Source organism: Hoeflea sp. EC-HK425 (assembly GCF_902498795.1).
Lineage (GTDB): Bacteria > Pseudomonadota > Alphaproteobacteria > Rhizobiales > Rhizobiaceae > Hoeflea > Hoeflea alexandrii.
Genome location: NZ_LR701572.1, coordinates 3031701 through 3045383 on the forward strand (window position 1 = coordinate 3031701; position 13683 = coordinate 3045383).

Genomic DNA, 13683 nt, shown 5'->3' on the forward strand with positions numbered 1-13683 from the left:
GAAACCGCAATGCAGGATGCAGTCATCGTATCAACCGCCCGCACACCGATCGGCAAGGCCTATCGCGGCGGACTGAACGACACCGACGGCGCCACACTCGGCGCACACGCGATCAAGCATGCCGTCGAGCGTGCGGGCATCGAGCCCGGCGAGGTCGAAGACGTGATCATGGGCTGCGCCCTGCAGCAGGGTGCGACCGGCGGCAATGTCGCCCGCCAGGCGCTGGTGCGTGCCGGCCTGCCCGTCACGGTCTCGGGATCAACGATCGACCGGCAGTGTTCGTCGGGGCTGCAGGCCATTGCAGTGGCCTCGCGCTCGATCCAGCTCGACGGCGTGCCGGTCGCCATTGGCGGCGGGCTTGAATCGGTCAGCTTGGTGCAGAACGAGCACATGAACAATTTCCATCGCCAGGACCGCTGGCTGATGCAACACAAGCCCGACATCTACATGCCGATGATCGATACCGCCGAGACCGTCGGCAAGCGCTACGGCATCAGCCGTGAGGCACAGGATATCTATGCGCTCGAAAGCCAGAGGCGGACGGCGGCGGCAATGGAGGCGGGCCGGTTCGACGCGGAGATCGTGCCGATCACCACGACGATGGGCGTGATGAACAAGGAGACCAAGGAAGTCTCCTACAAGGAAGTGACGATCGCCGCCGATGAAGGACCGCGACCGCAGACGACACTTGAAGGACTGGCCGGCCTTACGCCGGTGCGCGGCGAAGGCGCGCTGATCACCGCCGGCAACGCCAGCCAGCTGTCGGACGGGGCTTCGGCCTGCGTTGTGATGAACGCCAAGCTCGCCGAAAAACGCGGGCTGCAACCGCTTGGCGCACTTCGCGGTTTCGCCGTCGCCGGCACCGAGCCCGACGAGATGGGCATCGGCCCGGTCTTCGCCATCCCGCGCCTGCTTGAGCGCGCGGGCCTCAAGATCGACGACATCGGCATCTGGGAACTCAACGAGGCCTTTGCCGTCCAGGTGATCTACTGCCGCGACAAGCTCGGCATCGATCCCGACAAGCTCAACGTCAACGGCGGCAGCATTGCGGTGGGTCATCCCTACGGCATGACCGGTGCCCGGCTTTCCGGCCACGTGCTGATTGAAGGCAAGCGCCGGGGTGCCAAATACGGTGTTGTGACAATGTGCGTTGGCGGCGGCATGGGTGCTGCCGGCCTTTTCGAAATCTTTTGAGGACGTTGAACCATGGATCTGAGATTCACAGAAGACGAGCTGGCTTTCCGCGACGAGGTTAGGACATTTTTCCGGGAAGCCCTGCCGCCAAGCATCCGCGAAAACATCGTCGCGGGTCACCACACCAGCAAGGAAGAACTGGTCACCTGGACGCGGATCCTGCACGACAAGGGCTGGGCCGTGCCGCATTGGCCGGTCGAGCATGGCGGCACCGGCTGGAGTCCGATCAAGCAGTACATCTATCTTGAGGAAATGAGCCAGACACCGGCGCCGGCGCCGCTCGCCTTCGGCGTCAACATGGTGGGCCCGGTGATCTACACCTTCGGCAACGAGGCGCAGAAGAGCCGCTTCCTGCCCAGGATCGCATCACTTGAGGACTGGTGGTGTCAGGGCTTCTCCGAGCCGGGCTCGGGCTCGGACCTGGCCTCGCTGAAGACACGCGCCGTGCGTGACGGTGACGAATATGTCGTCAACGGCCAGAAGACGTGGACGACGCTCGCCCAGTATGCCGACTGGATCTTCTGCCTGGTGCGGACCGATCCGGATGCGCGCAAGCAGTCCGGAATCTCGTTCCTGCTGATCGACATGAAGAGCCCGGGCATCACCGTGCGGCCGATCCAGACGATCGATGGCGGCGTTGAGGTCAACGAGGTGTTCTTCGACGATGTCCGGGTTCCGATCGAAAATCTCGTCGGGGAAGAAAACAAGGGCTGGAACTACGCCAAGTTCCTGCTCGGCAACGAGCGCGTCAACATCGCCCGCGTCGGCGTCTCCAAGGAACGGATCCGCAGGATCAAGGAACTCGCCGCCCAACAGCGGGTCGGCGGCGAACGTATGATCGACCAGGCGGAGTTCCGTGAGAAGGTGGCCGCGGTTGAAGTGCGGCTGAAGGCGCTGGAGATGACCCAGCTTCGGGTGCTTGCCGGCGAGGCAAAGCGCGAGAAAGGTACGCAGGATCCGGCCAGTTCGATCCTGAAGATCAAGGGATCGGAGATCCAGCAGGCAACGACGGAGTTGCTGATGGACGTCGTTGGCCCCTACGCCATGCCCTACATTCCGGAAGACGAAATCGACGGCCGCAACGAGCCATCGATCGGGCCGGACTGGGCCTCGACCATCGCGCCCGCCTATTTCAACACGCGCAAGGTTTCGATCTACGGCGGTTCGAACGAGATCCAGAAGAACATCATCGCCAAGGCCATTCTCGGCCTCTAGCACGGGACAGCATTCAGGGCCTGGAAACGGGCCCGCAATTCGGCGCCGGCGCGACCGGCCTGTCGGGAGAACACCAAGATGGATTTTGACCTTTCCGAAGAACAGACCATGCTGAAGGACAGCGTGGAGCGACTGCTCAAGGACCAGTACGGTTTCGAGGCGCGCGGCAAGTATCGCGCCGGTGACACCGGCTTCAGCGAGAAGATGTGGAACCAGTATGCCGAACTGGGGCTGCTGGCGCTGCCGTTCGCCGAGGAAGACGGTGGCATCGGCGGCGGCGCCACCGAAACCATGATCGTCATGGAGGCGTTCGGAAAGGCGCTGATCCTGGAGCCGTTCTTTGCCAGCGTGATCCTGGCCGGCGGCGTGCTGCGCCATGCCGGGAGCAGCGAGCAGAAGTCCGCGCACATCCCGGGCATTGCCGACGGCAGCCTCACGATGGCGCTGGCCTGCGCAGAACCACAGGGACGCTATGATTTGTTCGACGTCGAAACATCTGCGAAGAAAGATGGCGACGGCTGGGTGATCGACGGCAAGAAGGCGCTGGTGCTGCATGGCGACAGTGCCGGCAAGCTCATCGTCTCGGCACGGACGTCGGGCGGGTCACGCGATGAGGACGGGATCTCGCTGTTCATCGTCGATGCGGGTGCCGACGGGGTCTCGCGCCATGGCTATCCGACCCAGGACGGGCTGCGCGCGGCCGAAATCGCGCTGCAATCGGTCAAGGTTGGGCCAGACGCCCTGATCGGCAGCGAGGGCAGCGCCTGGCCGGTAATTTCGCGTGTCGCCGACGAAGCCGTTGCAGCACTCTGCGCCGAGGCCGTGGGATGCTTCGAGAAGATGCACGAGCTGACGCTCGAGTACCTGAAGACCCGCAGCCAGTTCGGCACCACCATCGGCTCTTTCCAGGCGTTGCAGCACCGCGCGGTCGACATGTTCGTCGAACTCGAGCAGTCACGCTCAATGACCATGTATGCCAGCATGCTGGCGACCGGCGACGACGCGGTGGAACGGGCCAGGGCGGTTTCGGCGGCCAAGGTGCAGATCGGCGAATCCGCCAAGATCATCGGCCGCGAGGCGATCCAGCTGCATGGCGGTGTCGGCATGACGATGGAATATGCGATCGGCCACTACTTCAAGCGGACCACGATGATCGACATCCTGTTCGGGGACGCCAACCATCACCTCAAGCGCCTCGCCCAGATGGATGGCCTGATCCGCGAAGATGCCTGACCCCTTGGAGAGGACCGCGCCATGACCCCTGCACTGCCCTACTCGCTTGACGGCAAGGTTGCCGTCATCACCGGATCGAGCCGCGGCATCGGTCGCGCCACGGCCGAAACCATGGCCCGGCTCGGTGCAAAGGTGGTGATCTCCAGCCGGACGGCAGATGCCTGCGAACCGGTGGCCGAAGCCATCCGCGCCGAAGGCGGCGAAGCGGCGGTGATCGCCTGCAACATTTCGCGAAAGGACGAGGTCGAAGGCCTGATAGCCGGCACGGAGAAACTCTATGGCGCGCCGGACATCCTGGTCTGCAACGCCGCGGTGAACCCGGCCTACGGGCCGCTTGCGGACCTTTCGGACGAGGCCTTCGACAAGATCATGGGCTCGAACGTCAAGAGCAATTTGTGGCTCTGCAACCGCGTGATCCCGGCGATGAAGGCAAAGGGCGGCGGCGCCATCGTCATCATCTCCTCGATCGCAGGGATGCAGGGCAACGCGGTGATCGGCGGCTACGGAATATCCAAGGCCGCGGACTTTGCGCTGGCGCGCAATCTTGCCGTCGAGCACGGCGGCGACAATGTTCGCGTCAATTGCATCGCCCCCGGCCTGGTGAAGACCGATTTTGCCCGCGCCCTATGGGAGGACGAAGAGATGCTCAAGAAGCGTACCAGAACCACGCCGCTCAGGCGGATCGGCCTGCCCGAGGAAATCGGCCCGGTGGCAGCCTTTCTCGCCTCGCCCGCCGCAAGCTTCATCACCGGGCAGGTCATCGTCGCCGATGGCGGCGTGACCATCGCCTGATTGAGGCCACGGTGATCTGTTTGTTTCGATCCGGACCACACCATCAATCACACATTCACGGTATCGCCGCAGCTGGTCATCATTGACCCGGCGTGCTGCAGCAAGGCCCATCAAAATGGAGAAATACCATGTCTGACCAAATGCAGAGGATTGTCCTGGCCAAGCGCCCGGAAGGCCAGCCAGGACCGGACAATTTCCGTCTGGAAACAGTGGCTGTTCCATCGCCGGGTGACGGCGAGGTGCTGCTCAGGGTGCTCTACATGTCGCTCGATCCCTACATGCGCGGGCGCATGGACGATGCGAAGTCCTACTCCACGCCGGTGGCAATCGACGAACAGATGGGCGGCGGCGCGGTTGGCGAGGTCATCGAAAGCCGCTCTCCGCACTTCAAACCCGGCGACATCGCCATGGGCATGTTCGGCTGGGGGACACACGGCATCGTCAAGGCCAGGGAACTGCGCAAGATCGATCCCGATGTTGCACCTGTCTCGACATCGCTCGGGGTGCTCGGCATGCCGGGATTTACCGGCTGGTACGGTTTCAACGTGATCGGCCAACCCAAGGCGGGCGAAACGCTGGTCGTCGGTGCCGCCACCGGCCCGGTCGGCTCAATGGTCGGACAACTGGCGAAACAGAAGGGCCTGCGCGCCATCGGCGTTGCCGGCGGGGCGGACAAATGCGCCTATGCGGTGGAAGAGCTGGGATTCGACGCCTGCATCGACCACCGCGCGGCGAGCGACGCCAAGGGTCTGCGCAAGTCGCTTTCAGAGGCCTGTCCTGATGGCATCGACATCTATTTCGAGAACGTCGCCGGGATGACACTGGAGGCGGTGCTGCCGATGATGAATGTCGGCGGTCGGATCCCGCTTTGCGGCATGATCGCCTGGTACAATGCAGGCGCCCTTGGCGCCGGAGAAACGGCGGGGCCGGACCGGCTGCCGAAGGCCTGGCGGACGATCCTCGTCAACCGGCTGACCGTGGGCGGTTTCATCATCTCGGATCATTTCGACCGCTTCGGCGACTTCCTCGCCGAGGTCGGACCACTCGTTGGCAGCGGCAAGATCGTCTATCGCGAAGATGTCTCCGAAGGGCTGGAGAACGCACCAGCGGCCTTCATCCGCATGCTCGGGGGCAAGAATTTCGGCAAAACGCTGGTCAAGGTCGCCTGACCGGAGCGGGGTCCTCCCTTCACACGAAAACCCCGCCCGGATGTGCACCAGCCTCCGGGCGGTTTCAATGTGGGGCCGAAGCTGAAAGCAGGTTGAGCACAAGCACACCGGCAACGATCAGCGCAATGCCGAGATAGGCGAACAGGTCCAGTTTCTGGCCAAACAGCACGATGCCGATGAGCGTGACCATCGCCACTCCGGCGCCGGCCCAAACGGCATAGGCAATGCCGACCGGAATGGTCTTGAGAACGATCGCCAGGAAATAGAACGAAATGGCGTAACCGACCACGGAGATGCCGCCATATCCCCACCTGGTAAACCCTTCGGAGGCTTTGAGCGCCGTGGTGGCGATGACCTCGCCGGTGATCGCGATGCCGAGAAACAGCCATGGCATGTCACTGCCCTCCTTCGTGGGGACGAGAGGACGTCCTCGCCCCGGTTGCATCAAGTTTTTCAAGAAAGGCCAGGATCTCCAGGCGCACCGGCGCATGTGAATCCGGTCCACCGCCAAGGTCGGACAACCAGAGGCCATCGGCCGCCAGACGAACGGTTCGGGCCATCGGTGTCAGGTCGGTTTCAGCGTGCCTATGCAGACGCATCTCCACCCATTGGTTCCAGCGGGCGCAATAATGCGGGTCGGAGCTGAGCATGAGCATCAACACAGCCAGACGCTTTTCCTCGGGCACGGACATGTCGATTGCGGCGACGACCCGCAGATAGGCTCTAGAGAACCGTGCCTGCCGGTTGTCATCGCTTTCAAGCACATCTTCCACCCGGGCGTCGAACCAGTCGACAACCTCTTCAAACAACCCGTCGATCAGCGCTGTCTTGCCGGGGTAGTGGTGCAGCAATCCGCCCTTGCTGACGCCTGCCTCACGCGCCACATTTTCCAGGGTCAGAGCCGGCAGACCATGATCGACGATCAGCCGTGCTGCGCATTCAAGCAGTCTGGCCCGCACGGCGTCCGGATTGTTCTTGCGTTGAGGTTTCGTCATCATGGGTAAACATACCGTCTGGACGGTTTTTATGCAACCGATATTCAAGTCGTTTGCTTCGCATCAGAACACGGGGTGATCATGGAACGGACGCTTCCGATCCAAGCGGTCGAAAGCGAGGCGATCAGCAGCGGTCGCAAAAGGCTGCGATCCACGAGCAGGCTACACCCGCCTCCGCAGGCTCAGCCCGGAATGAGCTGATGATTTATGTGCGGACATTGTGCAAACCGATTTATGTCAGGTGCAGGGGCTGCTAAAACTGCCCATCGAATGGCTATGATGGCCGGCAACTGACCGCCACCTTTCGCACCATCATTCATTTTGACGCGCAAGCGAAACGGGATTGGAGACCAAGATGTCAGACGAGACGAAAAAGACGCCGCTGCGGTCACAGCTCTGGTTTGACAATCCTGAGAACCGGGAAATGACGGCGCTCTATATCGAACGCTACGTCAATTACGGGCTGACGCGCGACGAGTTGCAATCCGGAAAGCCGATCATCGCGATTGCGCAAACGGGATCGGACCTGTCTCCGTGCAACCGCCATCACATCGAACTCGCCAAGCGCATCCGCGACGGCATCATCGCCAATGGCGGGGTGCCGCTCGAAGTGCCGGTGCATCCGATCCAGGAAACCGGCAAACGGCCCACCGCGATGCTCGACCGCAACCTTGCCTATCTGGGGCTGGTGGAATCGCTGTTCGGCTACCCGCTTGACGGCGTGGTGCTGACGATCGGTTGCGACAAGACCACGCCGGCGCTCTTGATGGCGGCCGCCACCGTCAACATTCCGGCGATCGCGTTCTCGGTCGGTCCGATGCTCAACGGCTATTTCCGCGGCGAGCGTACCGGCTCGGGCACGGTGATCTGGAAGGCGCGGGAACTCCATGCGGAAGGCAAGATCGACGACGAGCAGTTTGCCGAACTGGTGACGTCGTCGGCGCCGTCGGTGGGCTACTGCAATACCATGGGTACGGCCTCGACGATGAATTCGCTGGCAGAAGCGCTTGGAATGCAGTTGCCGGGATCGGCCGCCATCCCGGCGCCCTACCGCGAGCGCGGGCAGATGGCCTACGCCACCGGCAAGCGCATCGTCGACATGGTGCGCGAGGACCTCAAGCCATCCGACATAATGACACGGCAGGCCTTCGAGAATGCCATCGTCACCAACTCGGCGCTCGGCGGGTCGACCAACGCGCCGATCCATGTGGTGGCGATTGCCAGGCACATCGGCGTCGAGCTTACCAATGACGACTGGCAGACACTGGGGCACCATGTGCCGCTCCTGACCAATCTGCAACCCGCAGGGACCTATCTGGGCGAGGACTTTCACCGGGCCGGCGGCGTTCCCGCCGTCGTGGCCGAACTGTTGAAGGCCAATCTGCTGCCGCACCCGGACGCGCTGACCGTCAACGGCCGCAGCATCGGAGAAAACTGCGCCAATCGGGAGAGCGAGAACCCGGACGTGATCCGGCCGATTGCAAATGCGCTGATGCAGGAGGCGGGCTTCCTCAATCTCAAGGGATCGCTGTTTGACAGCGCCATCATGAAGACCTCCGTGATCTCGCAGGAATTCCGGGACCGGTACCTCTCCAATCCCGACGACAAGGACGCGTTCGAAGGTGTCGCGGTGGTGTTCGACGGACCCGAGCACTACAACCGGATGATCGACGATCCGGATCTCGCGATCGATGAAAACTCGATCCTGGTGATGCGCGGCGCGGGGCCGCTGTGCTATCCGGGCGGAGCGGAAGTGGTCAACATGCGGCCACCGAGCTACCTGCTCAAGAAGGGCATCACAGCCCTGCCCTGCATCGGCGACGGCCGCCAGTCGGGGACCTCGGCATCGCCCTCGATCCTCAATGCCTCTCCGGAGGCTGCAGCCGGCGGCGGACTGGCGCTGCTACGCAACGGCGACAGGATCCGCATCGACCTCGGCAAGAGCCGGGTCGACGCTCTCGTGCCGCAAGAGGAATGGGAGCAGCGCGCCCGGGATCTCGCCGCCTCTGGCGGCTACCAGATCCCGCCAAGCCAGACCCCCTGGCAGAAATACTTCCGCGAGCTGGCGGAGCCGTTCTCGGAAGGCATGGTGCTGCGCGGGGCCGACGAATTCCAGCGCGTCGCCCAGAAGTCGGTTCCCCGCGACAATCATTGACGCCGCAACTGGCTGACACACGCGATCCGGGCTTTACCGCCCGGGGCAGATCCTGTACTGACATCGCACTAACATGTTAGCTCTAACAGACTGGCTTATCCTTGATGTCCAAACCGATCTTCGGCCTTTCGGCCGCCCTGGTGACTCCCTACACCGCGTCAGGCGCGGTCGATCTTCCCAAGCTTTCGCGACATGCCAGCGCGATGCTGGCGCGCGGCTGCGACAGTGTAACCCTGTGCGGCACCACCGGCGAGGGCTACGGTCTGTCGCTGGAGGAGCGCAAGGCCATGCATCACGCGGTGGCGCAGAGCCTGCCCGCGAATGCACGCATCCAGATCGGCATCATGGCTTCTGCGATTGATGACGCGGTCGCGCAGTCAAGGGCGGCGCTCGACGCCGGCGCGAGCGGGCTGCTGATGGCGCCCCCGTTCTATCTCAAGGGCGTGGATGACGAAGGGGTTTTCAACTGGTTCAACCAGGTGTTCGAACGCATCGGCGGGGGACTGCGCGGCGTCATCATGTATCATATTCCCGGACAGACCGCGGTGGCGCTGTCACCGGAGCTGATCGCCCGGCTGCGCAAGGCCTGGCCCGGGGTGATCACCGGCATCAAGGATTCCTCGGGCGACTGGGAGACGGCGGAGCGCTATCTCGCCAGCCACGGCGACATCTCGGTGCTGGTCGGCGACGAGCGGCTGCTGCCGCGCGCCATGGCCAGGGGCGCCGAGGGGTCGATCTGCGGGGTGGCCAACATCACGCCGGAGCTCTTGGCGTCGGTGATCCATTCCGGCGGTGACGGGCGGCTGGTGAGCGACATCGTCGACCTGATCGTCGCCAATCCGGTGATGCCCGCGGTCAAGGTGCTGGTCGGGCATCTGGCGCGCGATGCCGGCTTCGATGCCGTGCGGGCGCCGCTCACGGAACTGAGCCCGGAGCGGAAATCGAAACTGGTCCAATCCTTTGACGCCATCATGGCCACTGCCTGAGGAGAACCGATGATCGCGCCCCAGACGCCCCACAACAAGGATGGTGAACCGCTCAAGCTGCGCGAGCAGGCTTACGAGGAATACACACGCAGCTTGTTGTCACAGGAGATCAGGCCGGGGCAGTTCATCACCCAGCGGCAACTGGTGGAGATCACCGGATATCCGCTCGGCGCGATCCGGGAGCTGGTGCCGCGGCTCGAGGCCGAAGGACTGATCCGCACCGTGCCGCAGCGCGGCATGCAGGTTCCGCAGGTCGATCTCAACCTGGTGCGCAACGCCTACCAGTTCCGTGAATTCATCGAGGTGGCGGCCGTCAGGCTGTTTGCCACCAATGCCGATGCCGGACTGATCGCCAGGCTGCGCGCCCATCATGAGGAGATCATCGAACGGTTCGAACGGGGCGAGGAAGACGGTCTGATGCAGGACGCCGAAGCCGTCGATCTTGAACTGCACGAGGCGATCATCGACGGGCTCGGCAATGACATCATTGCCCAGGCCTACCGGGTCAACTGGATCAAGATCAGGCTGATCCGCCTGGCCGAGACCCGGCTCTATGTCCCGATGATCCCCTCGGTGATCGGCGACCATTTGCGCATTATCGAGGCGCTCGAGGCGCGCGATCCCGATGCCGCTGCCGCGGCGATGCGCCGCCATATCGAGATCGCGCGGCGGCGCGCGGTCAACATGGGGTAAGGGCGGCGGCGCCGGGCCTCGTCAGTCCGCCCGGCGGTCATTCTCAAGACGCATCAGTTCGGCCTGGGCCCGTTCCAGATCGGCAGCGGTGGTGATCTTGAAATTGGCTTCCGCGCCTTGAACGATCCTGACATCCATGCCGGCTGCGCGGGCAACGGCGACATCGTCATGGGCCTCGCCATCGTGCCCCCGATGGGCGGCTAAAATGGCATCGAAGTCAAATCCCTGCGGCGTCTGCGCCCGCCACAGACCGTCGCGGGAAACAGGCGCAAGGGCGTGGTCGCCGTCGGCATTCCACAACGCGTCAACCACAGGAAGCGCGGCAAACGCGCCTTCGGCCTGATCGAGCGCGGAAAGCACTGCCTCGATCACGCCCGCGGGGATGAACGGGCGCGCCGCATCATGGATGAGGATCTTGCCGGTGCCTGTGTCGCGGAAGGATTCGAGACCCAGGCGCACAGACTGCGCCCGCGTCGCGCCGCCATGCACCGGGGCAAGCAGCCGCCTGTCATCGATCCCGGCCAGGGCCGCTTCGCACAGGGCCTGGTCGTCGGGATGAATGACCACGCGCAAAAGATCGATCGCATCGAGCGCCAGGAACGCGTCGACCGCCCGGCGGAGCGAACAGATGCCGCCGACGGGGAGGAACTGTTTCGGGATCTCGCCGCCGAGGCGATGGCCGCGGCCGGCCGCGACTATAAGCACGGAATTCAACATGGATTTCGACTAGCCGTTCTTCCAGTAAACTTCAATCCGCGTTTCCGGCTGGCGGATGCCGAAGGGGCTGGCTGCTTGCGGGCGGCTCTGTCGCGGCGGCCCGATCCCGGAGATTGCGCCGGCGACAGGAACTGTCGGCAAAGCGCCGTAATGGCTCAGTTTCTTATCCGTCATCGAGCCGGATTGAAAGAAACCGGCCTTGTGTGTATCGTCAAGCCTCGATTGCGCACCAACCGGCGGGCCCGTCCTTGAACCTGACGACAAAGGAAACCGATCTCGTCTTCAGCATCATGGCTGACCTTTCCTACGGGTACGGCTCGAACGAGTTGCGCCGCCGGGTGGGCCTCAAGCTGCTGGACCTGCTTGGCGCGCAGTATTTCGCCTCCTATGTCTGGAACAATGCCCAGAACGCGTTTTGCGATCGCGTGTCGATCAACATGAGCGATGACAATCTGGGCGCCTATGAGCAGTACTTCCAGTATTGCGATCCTATCACGCCGGTGCTTCAGCGGCGGCGCAAGGCCACTAGCGTCAGCGAGATCATGCCGCGCAGCCGGTTCGAGCGCACCGAGTTCTTCAACGATTTCCTTGCCAATGACGGTCTCCACTTCGGCGTCAACTTCTACGCCTATTCCGGCGGAACCAATATCGGCGACCTCAGGATCTGGCGCGGCAAGAACAAGGAGGATTTCAGCCACCGCGAACTTGAGATCCTCGACGCCATCGGCCCGGGTTTCACCAATGCGATGCGCAGCGCCCTGGCGCGGGAGACGACGGCGCAGGGCAAGGTCGACCTTGTCTCCGCGCTCGAGCAGGCCGCCACCGGCGCGATGCTCACCGCACGCGAGAAGGAAATCTGCGCCGCGGTGCTGGCGGGCCTGTCAGATCAGCAGATTGCCGCAAGATACGGGATCTCCTTCACGACGGTCCGGTCCCACCTCAAGCACATCTATGGCAAGCTCGGGATCAGCGGGCGCACCCAGCTTCTCTCCAGGGTGATCACGCACTGAGGTGAAATATCCTCATTACTGAGGATAGAAATCGCGGCTCCGCCATACGCATCATGTCCCTCGGTCCGACACCACAGGCGGAGGGAAAATGCCACATCACGATCTCGACCTTTTCGACCTCACGATCACGCAGGCGCTCGAAGGGCTTACGGCACGGCGCTTCTCCGCCCGCGAATACGCCGAGGCACTGATCGCGCGCTCGGAAGAGCAGAAATCGCTCAACGCTCTGGTCTCGCACGACTGGGACAAGCTGCTGGAAGCCGCCGGCAAGGTGGATGCTTCCGGCAAGGCCGGGCAGAAGCTCGGCGGCATCCCGCTGTGCATCAAAGACAACATCAACACAGGCATCTTGCCTGCGGGCGCCGCCACCGGGGCGCTGGCAAGCCATGTCGCCAAGGCGCCCGCGCCGGTGGCAAAGGCGCTGTTCGATGCAGGCGCGCTGCTCGGCGCCAGCGGCAACATGCATGAGCTGGCGTTCGGCATCAGCTCCAACAACGGCGTCACCGGCGCGGTCCACAATCCCTGGAACCCGGCCATGATCCCCGGTGGATCGAGCGGCGGGGTTGCAGCTGCCGTCGCGGCGCGGATGATGCCCGGCGGCATCGGCACGGATACCGGTGCATCGGTCCGGCTTCCGGCATCGCTCTGCGGTCTCGTCGGCTTCCGCCCCACCGTCGGGCGCTATCCGGGCGAAGGCATCGTTCCGATCAGCCACACCCGCGACACCGCGGGCCCGATCACCCGTTCGGTCGCGGACGCGCAGCTGCTCGACCGCGTGATGGCGGGCGGCGTGCCCGCGACAGCTCCAGCAACACTGAAGGGACTGCGGCTCGGTGTGCCGCGCACCTATTTCTACGAGACCCTCGACCCGGCCGTGGCCGCCAACGCGGAAGCCGCACTCGACGCGCTGCGGAAAGCCGGCGTCGTGCTCATCGAGGCGGATATTCCCGATATCGGCCCTCTCGATGCGGCGGTCAGCTTCCCGGTGGTGCTCTACGAATTCATGCAGGACCTGCCGGCCTATCTTCGCGACCAAGGACTGAACCTGACGATGCAGGACATTCTCGAGGGCATCGGCAGCCCGGACGTCAAGGGGCTGGTCGCCTCGCAGCTTGGCACGGAGGCCATGCCGGAGGCGGTCTACCGCAAAGCGCTCGACGAGGACCGCCCGAAGCTGCTGGCGGCCTATGCGGACTATTTCAAATCCCATGACGTCGAGGCGGTGATCTTCCCGACCGCGGCCCTTCCGGCCCGGCCTATCGGCGACGACGAGACCGTGGAGTTGAACGGCGAACGGGTTCCGACCTTCCCGACCTTCATCCGCAACACCGATCCGGGCAGCAATGCCGCGATCCCCGGCATCAGCCTGCCCTCGGGTCTCAGCCCTGACGGCTTGCCGCTGGGCATGGAGCTCGACGGCCCGGCGCTGTCGGACGACCGGCTGCTCGCCATTGCCGCCGCCATTGAAACCGTCTTTGCCTTTGATGCGAAACCACCAGTCCGTTGAAACCTAACAACCGGGGA

The 13683-nt window shown here is 63.6% G+C and carries 13 protein-coding genes; 10 read left to right on the plus strand and 3 right to left on the minus strand.

All coding sequences use genetic code 11. From position 1 onward, the window contains the following. The first annotated feature begins 9 nt into the window (after nt 1-9). From SPHINGO391_RS17360 to SPHINGO391_RS17380, 5 genes are all read left to right on the plus strand, one after another. A complete protein-coding gene (locus tag SPHINGO391_RS17360) occupies nt 10-1194 on the plus strand; it encodes an acetyl-CoA C-acyltransferase (RefSeq protein WP_152010014.1) in 1185 nt (394 codons plus the stop codon). A gap of 12 nt (nt 1195-1206) precedes the next feature. After that, entirely contained in the window at nt 1207-2409 is a 1203-nt protein-coding gene (gene pimC, locus SPHINGO391_RS17365) for a pimeloyl-CoA dehydrogenase large subunit (protein ID WP_152010015.1), read from the plus strand. A gap of 78 nt (nt 2410-2487) precedes the next feature. Continuing rightward, nucleotides 2488-3642, plus strand: a complete 1155-nt coding sequence (locus SPHINGO391_RS17370) for an acyl-CoA dehydrogenase family protein (protein WP_152010016.1) — start codon at nt 2488-2490, stop codon at nt 3640-3642. Between the two features lie 21 nt (nt 3643-3663). Then, nucleotides 3664-4434, plus strand: a complete 771-nt coding sequence (locus tag SPHINGO391_RS17375; RefSeq protein WP_152010017.1) for an SDR family oxidoreductase — start codon at nt 3664-3666, stop codon at nt 4432-4434. A gap of 128 nt (nt 4435-4562) precedes the next feature. Next, nucleotides 4563-5603 carry an NADP-dependent oxidoreductase gene (locus tag SPHINGO391_RS17380; protein WP_152010018.1) on the plus strand — a complete coding sequence of 347 codons (1041 nt, stop codon included), beginning with the start codon at nt 4563-4565 and terminating at the stop codon, nt 5601-5603. A gap of 64 nt (nt 5604-5667) precedes the next feature. Here the strand turns inward: SPHINGO391_RS17380 and SPHINGO391_RS17385 are convergent, their stop codons facing one another. Further along, nucleotides 5668-5997 carry a multidrug efflux SMR transporter gene (locus tag SPHINGO391_RS17385; RefSeq protein WP_152010019.1) on the minus strand — a complete coding sequence of 110 codons (330 nt, stop codon included), beginning with the start codon at nt 5995-5997 and terminating at the stop codon, nt 5668-5670. A 1-nt stretch (nt 5998) separates the two neighbouring features. Further along, nucleotides 5999-6601, minus strand: coding sequence for a TetR/AcrR family transcriptional regulator (locus SPHINGO391_RS17390; RefSeq protein ID WP_152010020.1), 603 nt, complete (start codon nt 6599-6601; stop codon nt 5999-6001). Between the two features lie 352 nt (nt 6602-6953). Here SPHINGO391_RS17390 and SPHINGO391_RS17395 point away from each other — a divergent pair, with 352 nt between their 5' ends. From SPHINGO391_RS17395 to SPHINGO391_RS17405, 3 genes are all read left to right on the plus strand, one after another. After that, nucleotides 6954-8753 (plus strand): IlvD/Edd family dehydratase, encoded by a 1800-nt coding sequence (locus tag SPHINGO391_RS17395; protein ID WP_152010021.1) that lies wholly within the window; start codon nt 6954-6956, stop codon nt 8751-8753. 104 nt (nt 8754-8857) lie between these two features. After that, nucleotides 8858-9739, plus strand: a complete 882-nt coding sequence (locus tag SPHINGO391_RS17400) for a dihydrodipicolinate synthase family protein (protein ID WP_152010022.1) — start codon at nt 8858-8860, stop codon at nt 9737-9739. 9 nt (nt 9740-9748) lie between these two features. Further along, nucleotides 9749-10432: a GntR family transcriptional regulator gene (locus tag SPHINGO391_RS17405; protein WP_152010023.1), complete on the plus strand. Its 684-nt coding sequence runs from the start codon at nt 9749-9751 to the stop codon at nt 10430-10432. 21 nt (nt 10433-10453) lie between these two features. Here the strand turns inward: SPHINGO391_RS17405 and ispD are convergent, their stop codons facing one another. Beyond that, entirely contained in the window at nt 10454-11137 is a 684-nt protein-coding gene (ispD, locus tag SPHINGO391_RS17410) for a 2-C-methyl-D-erythritol 4-phosphate cytidylyltransferase (protein WP_193217333.1), read from the minus strand. A gap of 260 nt (nt 11138-11397) precedes the next feature. Here ispD and SPHINGO391_RS17415 point away from each other — a divergent pair, with 260 nt between their 5' ends. Continuing rightward, nucleotides 11398-12159 carry a LuxR C-terminal-related transcriptional regulator gene (locus SPHINGO391_RS17415; protein WP_210385791.1) on the plus strand — a complete coding sequence of 254 codons (762 nt, stop codon included), beginning with the start codon at nt 11398-11400 and terminating at the stop codon, nt 12157-12159. An 88-nt stretch (nt 12160-12247) separates the two neighbouring features. Next, nucleotides 12248-13666 carry an indoleacetamide hydrolase gene (iaaH, locus tag SPHINGO391_RS17420; protein WP_152010025.1) on the plus strand — a complete coding sequence of 473 codons (1419 nt, stop codon included), beginning with the start codon at nt 12248-12250 and terminating at the stop codon, nt 13664-13666. Nucleotides 13667-13683 lie beyond the last annotated feature (17 nt).